General features: G+C 45.1%; 16 protein-coding genes and 2 tRNA genes. 5 read left to right on the top strand and 13 right to left on the bottom strand.

Translation table 11 applies throughout. From position 1 onward, the window contains the following. The first annotated feature begins 124 nt into the window (after positions 1-124). Positions 125-340: a helix-turn-helix domain-containing protein gene (locus LI091_RS12325; RefSeq protein WP_015524345.1), complete on the top strand. Its 216-nt coding sequence runs from the start codon at positions 125-127 to the stop codon at positions 338-340. Positions 341-445: 105 nt separating this feature from the next. Here the strand turns inward: LI091_RS12325 and LI091_RS12320 are convergent, their stop codons facing one another. The 6 genes from LI091_RS12320 to LI091_RS12295 all read right to left on the bottom strand — a co-directional run bounded on the left by LI091_RS12320 (position 446) and on the right by LI091_RS12295 (position 11419). Next, positions 446-1204: a hypothetical protein gene (locus LI091_RS12320; RefSeq protein ID WP_059085428.1), complete on the bottom strand. Its 759-nt coding sequence runs from the start codon at positions 1202-1204 to the stop codon at positions 446-448. Between the two features lie 60 nt (positions 1205-1264). Beyond that, the gene (locus LI091_RS12315; RefSeq protein WP_114001709.1) at positions 1265-3223 is read right to left on the bottom strand and encodes a fructose-1,6-bisphosphatase; all 1959 of its coding nucleotides are present in this window, start codon (positions 3221-3223) and stop codon (positions 1265-1267) included. A 98-nt stretch (positions 3224-3321) separates the two neighbouring features. Beyond that, complete coding sequence (locus LI091_RS12310; protein ID WP_265191194.1) at positions 3322-7815, bottom strand: PolC-type DNA polymerase III; 4494 nt, start codon at positions 7813-7815, stop codon at positions 3322-3324. Continuing rightward, a complete protein-coding gene (gene ispG / locus LI091_RS12305) occupies positions 7815-8879 on the bottom strand; it encodes a flavodoxin-dependent (E)-4-hydroxy-3-methylbut-2-enyl-diphosphate synthase (protein ID WP_021651821.1) in 1065 nt (354 codons plus the stop codon). The genes LI091_RS12310 and ispG overlap by 1 nt, the downstream gene beginning before the upstream one ends. Positions 8880-8963: 84 nt before the next feature. Continuing rightward, entirely contained in the window at positions 8964-10112 is a 1149-nt protein-coding gene (locus LI091_RS12300; RefSeq protein ID WP_059085427.1) for a toxic anion resistance protein, read from the bottom strand. A gap of 71 nt (positions 10113-10183) precedes the next feature. After that, on the bottom strand, positions 10184-11419 hold the full coding sequence (locus tag LI091_RS12295) for a 5-bromo-4-chloroindolyl phosphate hydrolysis family protein (RefSeq protein ID WP_129975631.1): 1236 nt from the start codon (positions 11417-11419) through the stop codon (positions 10184-10186). Between the two features lie 149 nt (positions 11420-11568). Here LI091_RS12295 and LI091_RS12290 point away from each other — a divergent pair, with 149 nt between their 5' ends. Beyond that, a complete protein-coding gene (locus tag LI091_RS12290; RefSeq protein WP_059085425.1) occupies positions 11569-12594 on the top strand; it encodes a branched-chain amino acid aminotransferase in 1026 nt (341 codons plus the stop codon). Positions 12595-12741: 147 nt separating this feature from the next. On the opposite strand, the gene LI091_RS12285 is transcribed toward LI091_RS12290, so the two are convergent. Together LI091_RS12285 and thyA are read right to left on the bottom strand one after the other, a co-directional pair. Then, positions 12742-13236, bottom strand: coding sequence for a dihydrofolate reductase (locus LI091_RS12285; RefSeq protein WP_015524334.1), 495 nt, complete (start codon positions 13234-13236; stop codon positions 12742-12744). A gap of 27 nt (positions 13237-13263) precedes the next feature. Beyond that, positions 13264-14112, bottom strand: coding sequence for a thymidylate synthase (gene thyA / locus LI091_RS12280; protein ID WP_059085424.1), 849 nt, complete (start codon positions 14110-14112; stop codon positions 13264-13266). Positions 14113-14320: 208 nt separating this feature from the next. Between thyA and LI091_RS12275 the strand changes: the two genes are divergently transcribed. Further along, the gene (locus LI091_RS12275; protein WP_265191193.1) at positions 14321-14851 is read left to right on the top strand and encodes a VanZ family protein; all 531 of its coding nucleotides are present in this window, start codon (positions 14321-14323) and stop codon (positions 14849-14851) included. Positions 14852-14980: 129 nt separating this feature from the next. On the opposite strand, the gene LI091_RS12270 is transcribed toward LI091_RS12275, so the two are convergent. The 3 genes from LI091_RS12270 to LI091_RS12260 all read right to left on the bottom strand — a co-directional run bounded on the left by LI091_RS12270 (position 14981) and on the right by LI091_RS12260 (position 18027). After that, on the bottom strand, positions 14981-15409 hold the full coding sequence (locus tag LI091_RS12270; protein ID WP_237972627.1) for a hypothetical protein: 429 nt from the start codon (positions 15407-15409) through the stop codon (positions 14981-14983). 37 nt (positions 15410-15446) lie between these two features. Next, positions 15447-16991 (bottom strand): 4-alpha-glucanotransferase, encoded by a 1545-nt coding sequence (gene malQ, locus LI091_RS12265; RefSeq protein WP_118609046.1) that lies wholly within the window; start codon positions 16989-16991, stop codon positions 15447-15449. A gap of 97 nt (positions 16992-17088) precedes the next feature. Then, complete coding sequence (locus LI091_RS12260) at positions 17089-18027, bottom strand: alpha/beta fold hydrolase (protein WP_092071513.1); 939 nt, start codon at positions 18025-18027, stop codon at positions 17089-17091. 240 nt (positions 18028-18267) lie between these two features. Between LI091_RS12260 and LI091_RS12255 the strand changes: the two genes are divergently transcribed. Both LI091_RS12255 and LI091_RS12250 read left to right on the top strand, forming a co-directional pair. Further along, positions 18268-19431, top strand: coding sequence for a DUF5067 domain-containing protein (locus tag LI091_RS12255; protein WP_242872605.1), 1164 nt, complete (start codon positions 18268-18270; stop codon positions 19429-19431). A 211-nt stretch (positions 19432-19642) separates the two neighbouring features. After that, positions 19643-19858, top strand: a complete 216-nt coding sequence (locus LI091_RS12250) for a DUF378 domain-containing protein (protein WP_015524323.1) — start codon at positions 19643-19645, stop codon at positions 19856-19858. A 105-nt stretch (positions 19859-19963) separates the two neighbouring features. Here the strand turns inward: LI091_RS12250 and LI091_RS12245 are convergent. Both LI091_RS12245 and LI091_RS12240 read right to left on the bottom strand, forming a co-directional pair. Then, a tRNA-Gly gene (locus tag LI091_RS12245) sits at positions 19964-20036 on the bottom strand. A 3-nt stretch (positions 20037-20039) separates the two neighbouring features. Next, positions 20040-20110 (bottom strand) — tRNA-Gly (locus LI091_RS12240). Between the last annotated feature and the right edge of the window lie 88 nt (positions 20111-20198).

The following is a 20198-nucleotide window of genomic DNA, read 5'->3' as shown; positions in this document are numbered from 1 at the left end:
TTTTCAGATAGACATTTTCTGAATTTTAGAAGATAATAAATTTAGTATAGTCCATTTTGCTCCCTTTTGCAAGGGTGCATTTCGTTCTGTTTTATACTTTCAATAGAAAGAAGAGGTGAGCACAATGAAATTTCAGCGTATTCAGGATTTACGTACAGACGCGGATCTGTCCCAGAGAGAATTAAGTGAGATTCTTCATATCAGTCAGCGTTCTTATTCCCATTATGAAACGGGATCCCGTAATATTCCTATCGAAATGCTTATCCGGCTGGCAAATTATTACGACACCAGCATCGATTATCTCGTCGGCCGCACAGACCGCAAAAAAATGATCAAATAAAGAGATCCCCGGAAATGTGGAACAGTTTCGGGAATTCCTGTATCGGGATTCCCTGATTGCCAAAATCCGGGGATTCTTTATTTTATCGTGTTTTATTTTTTTTGATCATTCCGTATAATAGGTTTCTTCTTCTCCGTAGGGAATCTCATATTCTTCTGTATTCTCATCAGAAGAATCTTCACTGCTTTCGCTGTAGGATTCCTGTTCATAGGAATTTTCGTTGCTTTCATTATAGGAAGCATCCTCTTCGGAATTTTCGGATACTTCCAGGGATGGCTCCTGCCGGGTCATAATAGACTCTGTTTTCGGATAGGTCAGAGATCCCTCTCCCCGTTCATATGTTTTTACCTTCACATAAAGCTCACCACTTTTATCGAAAACAAACTCTCCTTTTGCCTTATTCCCTTCGGAATCCTTAAAACGGAACTGTGTGGCATTTCCTGCTACCTCTGCAGTCACATCTACTTCTGCGGTCATGGAAGGATCTTTTCCATTCACTCTCTTATAGGTAAAGGAAACAGATTTCAGACTGATATCATAAATATCGATCGTTGTCAGCCCGTCTTCGCTGTACCAGATTCCCTGATAATTTTCCGGTTCAAATGCCGGAAGGATTGTCGGGACCGGTGTCAATGACGGTGTCGGCGTCGCTGTCGGAACCGGTGTTGCTGTTGCTGCCGGAGTTGCTGTCACCTCCGGAATACTGTCCAATGCAGCCAATGCGGCCTCTCTTCGTTGTTCTTTTTCCACTTTATCCCTGTGGGAAACATACAGCATCCCTCCCAGTCCTGCCAGAATAAACAGAATGATCAACAGGATCAGAACCGCTCTCAGCCGTTTTTTTCTTCTTTTGTTTTTTCTCATCTGCATCACCTCTGTTTACTATAGCATACAGGAAACTCTTCTTGTATTTCTCAATTCTGCTTATTTTTTTTCTTTGATGATACCTTTTCTGTAAGCTTCCAGAAGCTGGATCAGCTCACTGATCCTTTCCTTCAGAGCAGTTCCGGTATCGGTATCACCGACCAGAGTACGTTTGTTATTGTAGTGAACTGCCACCCTGTTGGAAACAATATCCTGCTCCTTGGCTACCGCTTCTTCCGCAGAAGTAAAAGGCTCATGAGCAGACAGGATCAGCCCGTAGGAGTTATAAACCAGTGTATAACCGGCAATCCCCGTAACCTTCTGATATGGTCTGGAAAAACCGCCGTCGATCACAAGAACTTTGCCATTGCATTTTACAGGACTCTCTCCCTCACTCTGGTGAACCGGCACATGCCCGTTGATGATGTGACCTTTTTCCGGATCCAGTTCGAATTCACGGAGCAGATCATCTACAACATCCTCATTTTCCAGAAGATGATAGTAGGCATTTTTAGTTTCTTTATGTGTTTCCTTATCTTTAATAAAATAACGTTCAAAGGTGGTCATCTTGTCTTTTCCGAACAGCGGTGAATTCGGAGCTGCCCAGATATACCACATAATATCCCTGCCTTTACGCTTTTCATCCTCATTTACAGAGAAAAACGCCCGGCGCACATAAGTCTCAAGAACATCGTACAATTCTTTTCCTTTGTAGGTTTTTCCATAAATCTGGACTTCTTTCAGACTTCCATCCTCATTAAGCGGAATACTTCCATGGAACAGAAGATTTCCATTATAAGTTTTATAAAGGCCTCCCTTGTCCAGAAGAAGCCGGACATGATTCTGCAGTTTCTCGCAGTTTCGGAACGCGGAATCCAAGCGTTCCATTACATCCTTTTCCTCTGTAGTAAGTTCATATGGCTTTTTCCAGTCAATAGTAGGAAAATATGTATCGGTCAGCGGATATTCTTTTCCGTCCGGAAGTGTGATCATTCCCTTTTTCGGATCGATCCTATGAAGCAAACAACGCTTTTCCATATGGAATTCTTTGTGCCGGCGGATCAGCTGACCCTCCAGCTTAAACTGGATAATGGCAATAGCCTTGTGCATTTTCCGTCCAAGCTCTTCTTCCAGAATACTATAGTTATTGGCATCTCCCTTCATCTCAAAAGCAGTACATGGATCATCCTTATAAGCCTCCATTGCAAAGGTTGCCAGAGGCATGAGATTGATCCCATATCCATCCTCAAGAATATCCATATTTCGGTAACGGATGCTGTTCCGGATCACCGTTGCAATGCAGGCTTTCTGTCCTGTAGCAGCTCCCATCCAGACCACATCATGATTTCCCCACTGGATATCCAGCGAATGATATTTCATCAAACGATCCATGATGAAATGCGGGCCCGGACCTCTGTCATAAATATCTCCCAGCACATGAAGATGATCCACAACAAGACGCTGGATCAGTTCTGCCAGGGCAATGATAAAATTCTCCGCCCGGCCGATCTCAATGATCGTATTGACGATGGCATCGTAATATGCTTCTTTGTCCAGAACTTCCGCTTTCTCTGTGATCAGCTCCTCGATCACATAGGCATAGTCTGCAGGAAGTGCCTTACGGACCTTGGAACGGGTATATTTGGATGCCGTTGTCTTGCATACTTCGATCAGACGATAAAGTGTGATCTTGTACCAGTTCTCCATGTCTTCTTCCTGTTTTTTTACAACCTCCATCTTTTCCTTCGGATAATAGATCAGTGTGGCAAGAGAACGTTTGTCGCTGTTGCTTAAGGTATGTCCGAATACATCATCGATCTTTTTTCGTACAGCCCCTGATCCATTCCGAAGAACATGGGAAAACGCATCGTATTCTCCATGAATGTCCGACATGAAATGCTCGGTACCTTTCGGAAGGTTTAATATAGACTGCAGATTGATGATCTCTGTTGAAGCCTTTGCTATAGTAGGATATAGCTCCGCAAGTCGCTGCAGGTATCTTAATTCTTCTTTTTTCATAGTATCTGGTATCCTCCTGGGAGTTCTCACTGCCAGATCAGCCTTCAGGATAAACGGCAGTATTTTTTATTTATTGTAAGCCCTTCCGGTATCATATATCAACCCGTAAAATCAAACAGTGACATCTGATTGGACTGCGGGATATCTCCAAAAAGATCCATATCATCCATCAGATCGATAACGGTCTTGCTGACCTTGGTACGATCACGGAAATCATCCTTGGAAAGGAATCTGCCTTTTGCGGCAGCATCCACAACTGCCTCTGCTGCCTTATCTCCAAGACCCTCTATGGTATCCAGAGCAGGCATCAGTTTATCTCCGATGATCTGGAACCGGTGTGCCTTTGCCTTATAAAGATCGATCGGCACAAAATCAAAACCTCTGGCGTACATTTCCTGTACGATCCTCATATCCTTCAGTGTATCCTGTTCCTTCTTGGATGCCTCATCACCTTTTTTCCGGATCTCTGCCATATAATATTCCAGACGTTCTTTTCCCATGCACATCAGTTCATAGGAAAAGGAAGTGGCACGGATACTGAAAAATGCTGCATAATAAGCCAGTGGATGAAACACTTTATACCAAGCGATACGATACGCCATCATAACATAGGCTGCCGCATGGGCTTTCGGGAACATGTACTTGATCAGCTTACAGGACCAGATATACCAGTCCGGAACATCATGCTCTTTCATAGTCTGGATCCATTCCTCACGAAGACCCTTTCCCTTACGGACACTCTCCATGATGGTAAACGCCAGACCACTTTCCACTCCTTTTCCGATGAGATAGATCATAATATCATCTCGCGTACAGATTGCTGTGGAAATGGTAGCTGTACCATTCTGGATCAATACCTGGGCATTTCCAAGCCATACATCCGTGCCGTGGGAAAGTCCAGCAATACGTACCAGGTCGGAAAAATATTTCGGCTTGGTATCGATCAACATCTGCATGGCAAAGTCTGTACCAAACTCCGGGATCCCGAGGCATCCCAGCCTGCAGCCGCCGATATCCTCCGGGCTGATCCCCAGAGCCTGCGTTCCCGCAAACAGGGACATGACATCTCTCTGGTCCAGCGGAACTGTTCTTGCACTGATGCCGGTCAGATCCTCCAGCATACGGATCATGGTCGGATCATCGTGTCCAAGTATATCAAGCTTCAGAAGATTTCCGTCAATGGAATGGTAATCAAAATGTGTGGTGATGATATCACTGTTCACATCATTGGCCGGGTGCTGCACAGGTGTAAATTTCTCAATCTCCTCACCCATAGGCAGTACGATGATACCTCCCGGATGCTGGCCAGTGGTACGGCGGACACCGGTACAGCCCTTCACGATACGGTTGATCTCACAGTAACGCTTGTGCTGCCCCCGTTCCTCATAATAGTTCTTCACATAACCAAATGCGGTTTTTTCCGCAAGGGTACCAATGGTTCCCGCCTTAAAGGTCTGCCCTTTTCCGAAGATAACCTCCGTATACCGGTGGGCATTGGCCTGATATTCACCGGAAAAGTTCAGGTCGATATCCGGCTCCTTATCACCTTTAAAACCAAGGAATGTCTCAAAAGGAATATCAAAGCCTTCCTTGTTCATCCTGGCACCGCATTTCGGACAGATCTTATCCGGCATATCACATCCTGCCATACCCGCGTATTTTTTCACCTCAGGGGAATCAAAATCACTGTATTTACAGTCCGGATTCGGACAGAGATAATGAGGCGGCAGAGGGTTTACCTCCGTGATACCGGACATGGTCGCTGCCAGAGAAGAACCTACAGAACCACGGGATCCAACCAGATAGCCGTCCTCATTGGACTTCCACACAAGCTTCTGTGCAATGATATACATTACCGCATAACCATTGGAGATAATAGAATTCAGCTCCCTGTCCAGACGGTCCTCCACGATCTTCGGCAACGGATCTCCGTACATTTCGTGGGCCTTCGTGAAACAGATATTCTTAAGATCCTGCTCGGAGTTCTCAATGACCGGTGGAAATTTATCCGGATGGATCGGTGATATCTTCTCGATCATATCCGCGATCTTATTGGTATTGGTGATCACCACCTCTTCCGCCTTTTCACTTCCCAGATATGAAAATTCCTCCAGCATTTCCTCCGTTGTACGAAGATAAAGCGGGGCCTGGTTATCTGCATCAGAAAATCCGTTTCCTGCCATGATGATCCGTCGGTAAACCTCGTCCTGAGGATCCATAAAATGCACATCACAGGTGGCAACCACCGGTTTTTTGAACTGTTCTCCAAGTTTTACGATCTTCCGGTTTATCTCTTTTAAGTCTTCCTCAGAATTGATCATATCATGTTTTTCATCCGCAAGCATAAACGCATTGTTCCCAAGAGGCTGGATTTCCAGATAGTCATAAAAATTTACCAGTCTGGCGATCTCCTGATCCGGTGCATTGCGAAGAAGTGCCTGATAAAGCTCTCCTGCCTCGCAGGCACTTCCCACCAGAAGGCCTTCCCTGTATTTTTCCAGCATGCTTTTGGGAACCCTTGGTCTTCTGTGATAGTACTTTAAATGGGACTGGCTTACCAGCTTGTACAGATTGATCCTTCCGGTCTCATTTCTTGCAAAAACAATAGCATGGTATGTGGGCAGCTTTCGGATGGTATCCGGTGAAACCGCACCCTGCCTGTTCATCTCATCCACATCAAAAATATCTCTTTCTTCCAGCATCTTTACAAACCGCACAAAAATCTCTGCGGTACATGCCGCATCATCCACAGCTCTGTGGTGATGATCAAGAGAAACACCTACTGCCTTGGCTACCGTATCCAGTTTAAAACGGTTCAGGGCAGGAAGAAGGAATCTAGCCATACCAACGGTATCCACATAAGTAAAATCATCCGAAATCCCCTGCCGTTTACAGTTTTCAATAATAAAGCTCATATCAAAGTCCGCATTATGGGCCACCATCACGCAGCCCTCACAGAATTCCAGGAATTTCGGCAGTACTTCCTCTATCAAAGGTGCATCCAGGACCATGGAATCATTGATGCTTGTCAGCTGCTCAATACGGAACGGAATGGGCACTTCCGGGTTTACAAAGGTGGAAAAACGATCTGTGATCTGTCCTTTTTCCACTTTTACCGCGCCAATCTCAATGATCCTGCAGGTTAGTGCTGAGAATCCCGTAGTCTCAATATCAAAAACAACAAAATCTCCATCCAGCCGCTGCCCTTTGGAATTGGTGACCATACCCTTCAGATCGTCTACCAGATACGCTTCCATTCCATAGAGCACCTTAAAATCAGACTCCTTTGGAACACAACCGCCCCAGGCATCAAAGCAGTGATTTGCCTCCGGGAAGGACTGCACCACGCCATGATCCGTGATAGCGATAGCCTTATGTCCCCACTCATAGGCACGTTTTACCAATGCCTTTGCATCGCTGACACCATCCATATCGCTCATCTTGGTGTGACAGTGAAGCTCCACACGCTTCTGAGGACTGGTATCCATTCTTGTGCTGGTAAAATTGGCGATTTTCTTGATACCTGTAATATTTCCAATAGTAAGCTCACTGTCAAAACGGTCAATGGTGGTAACTCCCTTCAGCTTCAGGAATGCGCCTTTTTTTACACTTTCCGTCACTTCCGGAACCTGCTCGTTACGCAGAAACATCTTCACAACAATACTGTCCGTAAAATCGGTCACAGGGAAGATCAGGATCGTTTTCTCATTTCGGATCTCACGAGCTTCCACATCCATAACCTGACATCGGATGATAACCTCACCCATCTCACCGGTAATGCTCTCCAGCGGAATCGTTTCTCCATCAAAATCTCTGCCGTAAACCACATCCGGATTGCTGTCCCTGCGGAATCCGAAGCTGCCGCGGAAATCCCCCTTCTGAACCTTCTGCTGTTTTTTGTCAACGGATTTCTTCTCGTTTGTCTTTTCGCCGCTCTTATCTCCAGAGGTTTTCTTTGTCTCTTCCCTGGCTGTATCCTCCTGCTTCGGTTCGCTTTCCTGATCCCCGCTGAGTTTGGCATGCTTCAGGACATTTTCCACTTCCTGTTTGATCTGAAGTGCAGCATTTTTCCGGTATTTACTCTCTTTCACTTCCACAAAATCCAGTTCCACTTTCAGATCCATACCGCAGCGTTCACAGAAAACCTTATGAAAATATTCAACAAGTATTTCGCTTTTCTGTCTGGAAATAACCGTATCCGGAAGCTCCATACGCAAGGTATCTTTTCCTGTAAAAATGATTTTTGATCTACGGAACAGATTGTACTCCAGCATGTTATAGTTGCGCAGCTCCATCTCCATACTGGAACGGTAGCTTTCCAGAAAGTTCTCCGGTGTATACTGCTCGGAAAGATGAAATTTTTCCACAACTGTTACAGTCATGGGAATCCCCGGAAAGCACTGCCGTTCGATCTCATCCTCCAGCGCAAAAATATTCTTCTTGTGTATCCAGCGGCTGCTTTCGATATAAACCCTCAGATGAGTTCTTCCGGGGTTCATGGAAACCTTTGTCACAAATACCATGTCCAGAAGTTCTTCCAGCTCTTTCTTCACTTTAAGATGCGGAAATACATCAAAAAAATCTTTCTCCATTATGACTCCTGCTCATTCCAGGTAAGAAGTTCCTGACGAAGTGTATCCAGAAGATCCGTTTCCGGTACTTTTTTTACAACCTCTCCATGCCGGATCAGAAGACCAACACCATCGCCTCCTGCAATTCCGAGATCTGCTTCCTTTGCCTCTCCCGGTCCGTTTACCACACAGCCCATAACCGCAACCTTGATATCAAGAGGAATATCCTGTACCATGGTCTCTACCTGGTTTGCAAGGCCGATCAGATCGATTTTTGTTCTTCCGCAGGTCGGACAGGAAACAACCTCCACGCCTCCTTTGCGAAGTCCCAGCGTTTTCAGGATCCTTTTGGCTGATTTCACTTCTTCCAGCGGCGCGCCTGTCAGAGAAACACGGATGGTATCTCCGATTCCCTGATACAGGATGATCCCAAGTCCGATAGCTGATTTGATATTTCCCGAATACAGAGTTCCTGCTTCTGTAATTCCCACATGAAGAGGATACTGTGTTTTTTCTGCGATCAGTTCATGGGCTCTGGCGCACATGAGAACATCAGAAGATTTGATGCTGATCACAAGATTGTCATATCCCATCTCTTCAATGATGTGCACCTTATCAAGAGCACTCTCCACAAGTCCTTCGGCTGTAACACCGTGATATTTTTCTACCAGTTCTTTTTCAAGGGAACCGCTGTTTACTCCTACACGAATAGGGATATTCCGTTCCTTTGCTGTATCCACAACTGCCTGGATCCTCTCTTTGGAACCGATATTTCCCGGATTGATACGGATCTTGTCCGCACCGTTCTCCATGGCTGCAATGGCAAGGCGATAATCAAAATGGATGTCCGCAACCAGCGGAATATGGATCTGTTTTTTGATCTGGGATAAAGCCTTCGCAGCTTCCATAGTAGGAACTGCGCAGCGGATAATATCACAGCCTGCTTTTTCCAGTGAAAGGATCTGCGCAACCGTTGCTTCTACATCTTCAGTTTTCGTATTGGTCATGGACTGGATAAGGATCGGATTTCCTCCTCCGATAACACGATTTCCAATTTTTATTACTTTTGTATGATCTCTGTACATAAAAATCTCCTTTATGAATCCTGAAAGGCAGGTGTCTTCAAACGCCCTGCCTTTCCTTTCCGAACTATCTTTTTACTCTTACTCCTAACGTCGGATCTCCAGCAGCTTTGTTTTCAGTTCGTTTTCCATACGTCTCATATCTGCCTCTGCTGCCTGACGTTTTTCACGGCCTTCCTGCTGGATCTTCATCACATCATCCAGTGTCTGGATCAGTTCCTGATTGGTTTTTTTCAGAGTTTCAATATCTACAATACCACGCTGGGATTCCTTTGCAGTTTCCACAGATGCCAGGTGAAGCGTTTCCGCATTTTTCTTCAGAAGTTCATTGGTAAAATCCGTAACCTGCCGTTGTGCCTGTGCGGCTTCTGTGGAGTGCGCGATCCCTAGAGCCAGCACCATCTGGCTTTTCCAGAGAGGAATGGTATTTACAATGGTTGTCTGGATCTTCTCGATCATCGTCGTATCATTGTTCTGGATCATGCGGATCTGCGGTGCAGTCTGCATAGAAATGGTTCTGGTAAGCTCCAGATCATGAAGCTTTTTCTCAAAGCGGTCACATTTGCTTTCCAGATCATTGGCAGCCTGTGCATCTTCCGGAAGTCCGCTTGCCGCTGCCTTCTGATGCAATTCGTTGAGCTTGCCTTCTCTGACTTCCCTAAGCTTCTTTTTACCCGCAAGAATGTACATGGAAAGTTCTTTAAAGTATGCAAGGTTCTGCTCATACATTTTATCCAGCACGGCAGAATCTTTCATCAGACGCATCTGGTGCTGCTCCAGAGCTTCCGTGATCTTCGTCACATTTCCCTCGGCCTTTGTGTAACGGTTTTTCAGAGTTTCCACCTTCGCTGTCTGTTTTTTGAAAAAGCCGAAAAATCCCTTTTCCTCTGTGGCATCAAAATCCTTCAATTCTCCTACCACATTTGCAAGAAGCTCTCCTGCCTCCCCAAGATCCTGTGTCTTCACATTTACCAGCGCTGCATCAGAAAAATCTGCCATCTTCTTCTGAGTGCCGGCTCCGTACTGCAGGATCTGGTTTGTATTTTCAATATCGATCTTTGCTGCAAAATCTTCTACGATTTTCTGTTCCTGGGGAGATAACACCGGTTCCTCTACTGCAGGCTCCTGGGGTTTCTCCGGTTCTTTTTTTGCAATTTCTTCTTTTTCTTCCGTGAGATCCGGTTCCAAAGTCAGCACCGGTGCTTCTACCTCAAAGTCTTTAAATTCTTCTCCCATAAGCATTCTCCTTGATCAACTGTACCTTCCGGCAGATGTCTGTATTCCAGCTTCTGATCTGCTCGTTGTACTTATTTCATTTCCGCATTCTGTTTCATTTTTTCGAAATCATCCTCTGTCAGCCCTTCCTGTGCCAGAACTGTATGCAACACAGAAATATCGGTGGATACATCCCATGCGGTATCCCGGAATATGGAATCCAGAAGTTTCTCAAAAGCAATATTCAGTGTATCAATGGTTTCTTCAATTTCTTTCTTGGAAGCCGTGATATTCTCGCCCTGTACAGGCTGTCCATCCATATCCTCATAAGCATCCAGAAGCTTCACAGTCATGGGCAGATAGTAATCCATCATTTTCTTAAGATCCGGAATCACCTCCGGATGCTCTCCTGCACGCTCAAAAATTTTCTGAACGATCATTTCCATCCTGGAAATCTTTGCGGAAATTTCTTCCCCGGGAATGGCGTCATTGCTCTCACGGATCTTTACAAGAAATTCATTTCCTTTTCTCAGGACTTCCTGGGCTTCCGGACTCATGTTCTCCTCCAGCTGAACCTTAGGATCTGCTTCCTGTTTACGAAGTTCCAGCTGCTTCTGTGTTTCCAGATACTGCTGATAGGTCTCATTACTGGTGATCAGACAGGTTCCCTGCTCATCCACATGGCCTTCCAGAAACCAGCCCTTCTGGATCATTCTGCTGATATCTTTTTTTACAAATTTCTCGTTCTTTCCTGCTGCCTGGGCAAGCTTCTGAAAATTACAGTAGGTGTGGTCTCCCAGCGCACGGATATATTTCTGGAAACGTCCCAGTCTTCCGAGACGGCTTGTTCCTGCTCCCAAAAGAGCACCGCCACCTGCTGCGCCTGCACACATCACTCCAAGCACACCTGCTGCAAGTGCACCGCTGTGTCCAATGCCCATCCAGATCAGAAGCACCATGGCTCCAAGCCCCATGCCACTTAAAAGTATCCCACCGGAAACTGCCATCATCATGCCTTTGAGATTCTCACCGGTAGTCTTTCCGTAGAGCAGTTCCGACTGTTTCCTTGCAGCCTGCTGCTTTGCTTTTCTGCTTCTTCCGTAATAAGGGCTCTGGTATGTATAGCTTTTCTTACGGAATTCCGGATCAGCACCCGGATCAAACACGGAATTCAGCGCATTTTTCAGCGCTTCGCTTCCGGAATCAATGGCCTTATTTACTGTCTGGTTGATCGTATGGCTTAATTCGTGATAGCTGTTTGAATTCACTGCATTATCTACAATATCCTGAATCTTTTTTCCAAGGTCTTCAAATTCGTGATTGTCCATTTTTCCCTCCAGTCCATAGATAATTTTTATTATATCGAAATCATATTAAAATTACAAGCAAATGAAAAAAAGGAAGAAAAAACTATTGAAGTCATCACGTAAAAGTTTTACAATGGTAAAAAGTAAAAATTGTAAACGGAGGAATCGTTATGGAAAAAAAGAACATCGACTGGTCCAGCATCGGATTCGCTTACATGCCAACCGACTACAGATACGTGTCTAATTTTAAAGATGGAAAATGGGATGAGGGTACTTTAAGCACAGACCCTAATATCGTACTCAACGAGTGTGCTGGTGTGCTTCAGTATTCTCAGAGTGTATTCGAGGGTCTGAAGGCATACACAACAGAAGACGGACATATCGTTACTTTCCGTCCTGACCTGAACGCAGAGCGTATGGCTGCATCTGCAGCAAGACTTGAAATGCCGGTATTCCCGAAGGAAAGATTTATCGACGCTGTTGAGCAGGTTGTTAAGGCAAATGCTGCATGGGTTCCGCCATATGGTTCCGGCGCAACACTTTATCTTCGCCCGTACATGTTTGGTTCCAACGCCGTGATCGGTGTTAAACCGGCTGACGAATATCAGTTCCGTATCCTTACAACACCGGTTGGTCCGTACTTTAAAGGCGGCGCCAAACCGATCACGATCCGTGTCAGCGACTATGACCGTGCCGCACCTTGCGGAACCGGTAACATCAAGGCTGGCCTGAACTACGCAATGAGCCTTCATGCTATCGTAGATGCTCACAAACAGGGCTTTGATGAGAACATGTACCTTGATCCCAAGACTCGTACAAAAGTTGAGGAGACAGGCGGAGCAAACTTCATCTTCGTTACTAAAGACGGCAAGGTTGTAACACCGAAGTCTGACAGCATCCTTCCTTCCATCACACGTCGTTCTCTGATCTACGTTGCAAAGGAGTACCTTGGACTGGAAGCTGAAGAGCGTGAGGTCTACTTCGATGAGGTTAAAGATTTTGCAGAGTGTGGTCTTTGCGGTACTGCTGCAGTTATCTCTCCTGTCGGAAAGATCAATGATCACGGCAAAGAAATCTGCTTCCCAAGCGGAATGGAGAAGATGGGTCCGGTCATCCAGAAGCTGTACGACACACTGACCGGTATCCAGATGGGACGCATCGAAGCACCGAAGGGATGGATCCACGTAATCGAGTAATTACCGGATTTTCGTCATTATACATAACATTAAGCACCAAAAAACAGACCGCCGTATTTTTTTCGGTGGTCTGTTTTTTTATTATTTCTTCATTGTTTTTCTGTACAAAGCGGGCAGTCTCATTCTGCTTTATGATCTGTGCTCACATTATCTATCTTTTCTCTCATATTTCACAAACGCATATTCCAGATCAAAGTATGTCTGTTCTTCACTCTCCGCTGTGATCTCCCAGTCCGGGTCCTCATCCAGGTTTGGAAAATACGCATCCGCTTCATATGCAAAATCGATTTTTGTCACATGAGCTGTATCACAGTACGGGAGCATCTGTTTGTAAATACTGTCTCCGCCGATACAGTACACATCCTCTGCCGGATATTTCTCCACTTCCTTCAGTGCTTCCTCGATGCTGTGAACGATCACCGCACCTTTTACCTGATAATCCCGGTTGCCGGTGATCACAATGTTGGTTCTGTTTTTCAGAGGAAGTCCGTTTGGAAAAGACTCCAGTGTTTTTCTTCCCATAACAACCACTTTTCCTGTAGTTTCCTCACGGAACATCTTCATATCTGCCGGAATACTTACCAGAAGTTCATTATTTCTTCCGATTCCCCAGTTTTTATCTGCTGCAACAATAATATTCATTCTTTCTTCCTTTCTTTCTTTATGCAATTATACTGCAATGGGAATATTTTTGATCTGTGGCCATGTCTCATAATTCTCCACGATCAGATCATCGGTGGTGAATTTATAAAAATCCTTTATCTCCGGATTCAGTTTTACTGTCGGTGCAGGATACGGTTTTCTGGAGATCAGTTCTTTAATTACCGGAATATGACGATCATAAATATGGCAGTCTGCGATCACATGAACAAGCTCTCCGGCTTCCATATCGCAGACCTGTGCGATCATCATGAGAAGAAGAGAATACTGACACACATTCCAGTTGTTTGCAGCCAGGATATCCTGAGATCTCTGGTTCAGCACCGCATTAAGGACCAGCTTGTCTTTTCCGGGTTCCTTGGTTACATTGAAAGTCATGGAATAGGCACATGGGTAAAGATTCATCTCGTGGAGATCCTGATGTACATAAATATTGGTCATGATCCTTCTGCTGTACGGATTGTTCTTAAGATCAAAAAGAACTCTGTCTACCTGATCCATCATTCCCTCTTTATACTGATGCTTCACACCTAACTGATAGCCGTAGGCTTTTCCGATGGAACCGTTCTCATCTGCCCAGCTGTCCCAGATGTGGCTGTGAAGATCATGGATATTATTGGATTTCTGCTGCCAGATCCATAGAATCTCATCCATTGCACTCTTTAACGCTGTTTTTCTTAAAGTCAGTGCCGGAAACTCCTTCCGGAGATCATAACGGTTCACAACACCAAATCTCTTGATGGTATAAGCCGGAGTTCCATCCTCCCACACAGGACGTACCTTCTCACCTTCTGTGCTGGTTCCGTTTTCTATGACATCTTTGCACATGTCAATGAATATATTATCTGCAAGACTCATTTGTTGATTTCCTCCTGTAATTTTCTTCTATTCGATCCCGGGCTGCTTTTTTTCTTAAAAATGCCCCTGAAATTTATTTTATATTCTAACACATTTCAGTCCTTACTGTCCACTTCCCATTTAACCTTCTCTCCCTGTTTTTCCTTTTCCCTGTTCTTTTTCTGTATTTTTCTGGACTTTTCCATGCGGGAGTGCTATATTAAGAGCCATGAAAATACTGATTACATTATTAAAACCTTTTTCTTTTGCACCTACGATCCTGATGATGTGCGTGATCTACTCTTTTTCCGCACAGACCGGAGATGTTTCCGGTGCCTTGAGCTACAAGATCAGCTACCAGATCGTAGAAACCAAAAACGAAATATTAGCTTCCGGCAAAAGCCTGGAACAGCTTTCCCAGGAAGCTTCCGGTATCGAATTTTATGTCCGTAAGGCTGCTCACATGACAGAATACTGCCTGTTGGCCATATCTATTTCCTTCCCCCTCTATGTATACGGAGTTCGGGGAATCTGGCTGATGCTTCTTGCCGGATTTGTATGTGTGGGATTTGCCGGACTGGATGAATACCACCAGTCTTTTGTAGAGGCCCGCGGACCTTCCGTAAGGGATGTAGGGATCGACAGCTGCGGAGCAATGATCGGAATTTTGCTGGTACAGGCATTCTGCTGGTCTACCTTACATACCCCCAACAGAAAAAAATCTCGAAAAAAGCGCAGAAACGCGCAAAGACGCAGATAACTGTTTTGTGATCTGCCTGACCTAAAAAACGGAACATACATAAGGATTTTTTGGCCTTATGATGTTCCGTTTTTGCTATTACTAATCGTCATATCTCAGCAGGCATTTTACTCTCACCTGCATCCAGTTTTATTTTTCGTCTTTCTCCTCCGGTGCGTCATCCAGATTTTCCGCAAGATGCGCCCGCTCCGCAATTGACATTTTTTTCTTTGCCACGTTTTCCGGATTTTGAGAAGCTTCCTCTGCCGCTTTTTTCGCAGCAGCTTCTTCCAGCTCATGTTTCTGTGCGCCAGCCTTTGCAAGATTACGGATCGCCATGATCAAAAGCACTGCTCCGATCACAACAAAAATACCTCCCGCTGCCAGAAATACCACACCGGAGTCTTCTGCTCCGCTTATGACACTGGCGCAGAGACGATATCCTGTATACACAAGATAGCCTCCTGCAAAGATCCACAGAAGACTGCTTCTTGTGGAAGAATTTCCCTGTCCGGAATTCTTTTCCTCAGCAGTTTCCTGCTGCAGCTCTTCCTTATTTTCTCTTTTCTGTTCTTCCATGATGTATTTCTGTCCTTTCTGATATCCTTATATTTCTCTATTTGTCAGATATCTTTTCCCTGTCAGCTTCTGTTTTTTCCTTCTCTTCCGTTTCTTCTTTTACAAGTCTTCCATAAAGCTTTGTCATTTTATAAATCTTCTGAATAATTGTTTCATTGAGCTGGCCTTTTTTCATACGCCACTTCCAGTTGTCACCAAGAGTTGACGGTTCATTGATCCTTGCCTCATTTCCAAGGCAGAGATAATCCTGTACCGGGATCACACAGCGATCTGCAACACTGGACATCGCCGCACGTATCATGCTCCACACTGCCGCAGTCTCATGCTTGCCCTCACAGCCAATATAGGCCCTGGCAAAATTTCGGTCATGCTGGCTCAGATTGCGGAACCATCCTCTTGTTGTCTCATTGTCATGAGTACCTGTGTAAACAATGCAATTCCTTTCATATCTGTGCGTCAGATACGGACTGTCCTCATTCTCGTCAAAAGCAAACTGCAATACCTTCATTCCCGGGAATCCGGATTCTTCCACCATCTCGATCACACTGTCTGTAAGGAGACCAAGATCCTCTGCGATCACATCCAGCTTTCCAAGATTCTTTTCAAGCGCACGGAACAGATCCATTCCCGGTCCCTTTTCCCAGTGACCGAACTGGGCAGTTTTATCTCCGTACGGAATGGAATAATACTCATCAAAGCCTCTGAAATGGTCGATCCTTACCACATCATAAAGCTTCATACAATTTGCCATTCGGCGTGTCCACCATGCATAGCCTGTTTTCTTGTGATATTCCCAGTCATAAAGCGGATTTCCCCAGAGCTGCCCTGTGGCGGAAAAAGCATCCGGCGGACATCCGGCAACGCCGATCGGAATATTTTCCTTATCAAACTGGAACAATTCCGGCTGTGCCCAGGCATCCGCACTGTCAAACGCAACGTAGATCGGGATGTCTCCGATCATCTCCACTCCCTTAGCATTTGCATAAGCTTTCAGTGCTGTCCACTGTTTAAAAAAGCAGAACTGCTGGAAACAGTAAAATCCCACTTCTTTTGCAAGCTTCTCTCTTTCTTCAGCCAATGCAGCTTTTTCTCTGTTTTTAAGTTCCGTAGGCCATTCGATCCAGCTGATCCCATTCAGGCTGTCCTTGATTGCCATATACAGGCTGTAATCTTCCAGCCAAGCAGCATTTTCTTTTACAAACTTACGGTACTCCTGGTCTGTCTCACAGTCATAATTTTCAAAGGCTTTTCTCAAAAGCCGAAATCTGGAATTATAAATCTTCTCATAATCCACATAGCTCTCGTTTGTACCCCAGTCACAGTCCTCGCAATCACTTTTATCCAGATATCCCTCTTTTACAAAAGCCTCCAGATCAATAAAATACGGATTTCCCGCAAAGGTAGAAAAAGACTGGTATGGTGAATCTCCATATCCGGTAGGTCCGAGAGGAAGAATCTGCCAGTATTTCTGTCCTGCTCTTGCCAGCTGGTCTACAAACTCATATGCTTCCTCAGAAAAGCATCCGATCCCATATTTCGATGGCAGACTGGACACTGGAAGTAAAATCCCACTTGCTCTCATAATTTACGAATCCTCCTGTTTTCTCAGTAGTTGCGCCCTCTCACAGATGTCTGCAGGAGCACTCAGATTTTTATTATATCACTCTGTCACAGAGCGTTCAAAGTCCTTTTTTGCAGATATATGTAAATATATCATGATAAACCTTTTCCCTGTCTTTCTCATTCAGGATCTCGTGGCGCATTCCCGGATATAATTTTCCCCGGACATCCCGGTATCCTGCACAACGCATAGCACGGACAGCCTTCGCAAACTGTCTCACATTTCCCATGCAGGGATCCTCCGCCCCACTGATAAACAGCACCGGCATTTCCGGCTTTGTACACTTCCAGTGCTTCACATCATAGGCTCTTTTCATCAGGTCAAAAAGTGCCAGATATGCATCATCCGTAAATGTAAATCCACAGTATTCTGAATCCGAATAATCCTGCACAACCTGCGGATCAGAGCAAATCCAGGAAAAACGGTTTTTTTCTTTTTTAAAGTGCATTGCATAGCTTCCAAAAGACATCATCTCGATCAGACCCGCACTGTGTTTAGGCCCGAAAACAGTCTTTCCCGCCTTTGCCAGAGCTACTCCGACCGGACGAAATACATTATAGCTGGGTGAGCCGCAGACGATCAGCATATCCATACAGCTGTCATGATGAGCTGCATAGGCACGAACTGCCAGAGAGCCCATGCTGTGTCCGAAAAGGATCAGCGGAATACCCGGGAAATGATCCTTGATCAAGCAGTTCACCGTATGGATATCCTGCAGCATGGCATCCGCCCCACCACCGTACATATACCCAAGATCCTCTTTACTGCGTACGCTTTTCCCATGGCCACGGTGATCATGGATCACACTTATATATTTTCGCTCTGCCATATATTCCATAAAAGGAATGTAGCGTTCCTTGTACTCACTCATTCCGTGAACGATCTGTATGATCCCACGGTATTTCTCATTACGTTCCAACTCCGGCACTACTGCTAAGCAGGAAATTTCCAATCCGTCTGCTTTTGAAGGAAATGAATACTGAATTGTCCGTAACATATATTTCACCTCACCTTTTCTGCTGCATAAAGCGGGCATTCGCATTCCGCTTTGTCACCTGTACTCAACCACTTTTTCTGTGTCTTCCAGTATATCATAACACAGGGGGTTTCTCAAACAGTAAACCTATGATATAATCGTTACGGTAACATAGGGTGATGCTGTTTGCCCGCAAATGCAAACAGATATCCTCTGACTTACCCACCCGAAAACCAGAATGACTTATTGTAAGGAGGAATAATGAATACAGAAGACAATAATGATTTTTATGACGATGAGCTCTCCAGATCATTGATCTCCAATGATTTTGAAGGCGACACTCCCCACAGAAAGAAAAAAAGCAAAAAGCCTCTCGTGATCTGTCTGATCATCCTTCTGATCGCTGCCACAGCCGGCGGAACCGCCTGGTATATGATGCAGCGCCATAAACCGGTAGAAGCCACAGAAGAATTTCTCACAGGCATGCAGAACATGGATTTTACCACAATGGAGAACCTTCTCCAGAGTCATGATCTCAGTGCTCTGGATGATGCAGATATCCGTGATTCTGCTTACACAGATTTCTTCACTACCGTCAACAAAAAAATGACCTACAAGATCACCAAAAACAAATTTGACATCCAGAACGGAACTGCCAGGATAACGGTTCACATGAAATATATTGACGGAACCAATATCTATGCAGCAACTATTCAGGAATACACCCGTAAGGTTGCTGTCGCAGCCTATGCCGGAAAGGAAATGACACAGGATGATATCCAGGAAATGCTCGCTGCACTTCTTGCCGAAAATGCTTCCACAGCTGATGAGAAATACAGTGAGATCGATATTACCTATCCTCTGATCAAAATCGGCAGCGACTGGAAGATCGTTTCTCTGGATGACACCACAGTCAAGGTTATGTGTGCAAACTTCAAAAGCGTAAAAGACGAAATATCATCCCAGCTTACGGATGACAGCACAGATAGCAGTTCTGCCGCTGCAGAGGATTCTTCCACCCCAGACAGCACGGCTTCTGCTGAGGGCACAAGTGCATCCATTGATATTACAACTGACAAATTCTCCGTCCGTTTCAAACAGTTTGCGATTTCCAAGGACTACGGCGGAAATCCCTGTCTGATGATCTACTACGACTATACAAACTCCGGTGATTCCCAGTCCAGTGCATTTGTAGACTTCACCCTACAGGCTTCCCAGAACGGAGAAGTTCTGGAAGGAACTTATCCGGAAGCCAGCGATGATGCTGTAGATAACTACATGAGCACCATTGATCCCGGAAAAACCGTCACTGTATGCCAGGTATTTCTTCTGAAGGATACTACCAGTGATGTAACGCTTCAGGGCAAAGAAACTCTGAATGTAAGCGGCGGACAGACAACCTCTCAGATTCTGAAGCTGAAGTAAGATATCGGAATCGCCTGGCGGATATTTACGATCCAAATTCGATAAACCGGAAATTTACATTTTATCTTGCATATGAAAGGAAAACGGAAATTTCTCCTTCATGATTTTTTCATGGCTGGCAGAAATTTCCGTTTTTCTTTTTCTCATTCCTGTGTATATTTTTTCGATTCTATGAAAAACTATTTCCTGTATAACGAAAGGATGGTGACTTATGTCAAATAAATGTCTGCAGTACTTCACCCTGACCATTGCTGTGGTCGGTGCCATAAACTGGGGTCTGATCGGCTTCTTTAATTTTAATCTGGTAGCATTCCTGTTCGGAAGCATGAGCTGGCTCTCCCGGATCATCTACGGACTTGTAGGCTTATGTGGGCTTTATCTTCTGACCTTCTATACTCTGATCGATCAGGGTGAAACAACTGAATAAGCTACGCAGTAACACATAACGCGAAAAATCCTCTGCTGCATAAAAATAAAGCAGAGGATTTTTTCGCAACAAAAAAGAACTCTGATCATCCTCAGAGTTCCGAAGAGCGATAGACGGGGCTCGAACCCGCGGTCTCGACCTTGGCAAGGTCGCGCGTTACCAACTACGCCACTATCGCACAAGCGGGTGATGGGAATCGAACCCACGTATCCAGCTTGGAAGGCTGGTGTTCTACCATTGAACTACACCCGCAGTTATGAAATTATAAATCTTCATCCTTCGATGAGAGCGATAGACGGGGCTCGAACCCGCGGTCTCGACCTTGGCAAGGTCGCGCGTT

The organism is Blautia sp. MSK20_18, from assembly GCF_020553125.1.
In the GTDB taxonomy this organism is placed as follows: Bacteria; Bacillota; Clostridia; order Lachnospirales; family Lachnospiraceae; genus Blautia_A; species Blautia_A fusiformis.
The sequence above is the reverse complement of the archived record's forward strand: the minus strand, read 5'-3'. Positions and strand labels throughout refer to the sequence as shown.

Coding starts and splice junctions, on each gene's coding strand:
- LI091_RS12295 (WP_129975631.1), bottom strand. CDS start 11,419: ATGGACAATCACGAATTTGAAGACCTTGGAAAAAAGATTCAGGATATT.
- LI091_RS12255 (WP_242872605.1), top strand. CDS start 18,268: ATGAATACAGAAGACAATAATGATTTTTATGACGATGAGCTCTCCAGA.
- LI091_RS12315 (WP_114001709.1), bottom strand. CDS start 3,223: ATGAAAAAAGAAGAATTAAGATACCTGCAGCGACTTGCGGAGCTATAT.
- LI091_RS12270 (WP_237972627.1), bottom strand. CDS start 15,409: ATGGAAGAACAGAAAAGAGAAAATAAGGAAGAGCTGCAGCAGGAAACT.
- thyA (WP_059085424.1), bottom strand. CDS start 14,112: ATGAGTCTTGCAGATAATATATTCATTGACATGTGCAAAGATGTCATA.
- LI091_RS12325 (WP_015524345.1), top strand. CDS start 125: ATGAAATTTCAGCGTATTCAGGATTTACGTACAGACGCGGATCTGTCC.
- LI091_RS12250 (WP_015524323.1), top strand. CDS start 19,643: ATGTCAAATAAATGTCTGCAGTACTTCACCCTGACCATTGCTGTGGTC.
- LI091_RS12290 (WP_059085425.1), top strand. CDS start 11,569: ATGGAAAAAAAGAACATCGACTGGTCCAGCATCGGATTCGCTTACATG.
- LI091_RS12300 (WP_059085427.1), bottom strand. CDS start 10,112: ATGGGAGAAGAATTTAAAGACTTTGAGGTAGAAGCACCGGTGCTGACT.
- LI091_RS12260 (WP_092071513.1), bottom strand. CDS start 18,027: ATGTTACGGACAATTCAGTATTCATTTCCTTCAAAAGCAGACGGATTG.
- LI091_RS12275 (WP_265191193.1), top strand. CDS start 14,321: ATGAAAATACTGATTACATTATTAAAACCTTTTTCTTTTGCACCTACG.
- LI091_RS12285 (WP_015524334.1), bottom strand. CDS start 13,236: ATGAATATTATTGTTGCAGCAGATAAAAACTGGGGAATCGGAAGAAAT.
- malQ (WP_118609046.1), bottom strand. CDS start 16,991: ATGAGAGCAAGTGGGATTTTACTTCCAGTGTCCAGTCTGCCATCGAAA.
- LI091_RS12310 (WP_265191194.1), bottom strand. CDS start 7,815: ATGGAGAAAGATTTTTTTGATGTATTTCCGCATCTTAAAGTGAAGAAA.
- LI091_RS12320 (WP_059085428.1), bottom strand. CDS start 1,204: ATGAGAAAAAACAAAAGAAGAAAAAAACGGCTGAGAGCGGTTCTGATC.
- ispG (WP_021651821.1), bottom strand. CDS start 8,879: ATGTACAGAGATCATACAAAAGTAATAAAAATTGGAAATCGTGTTATC.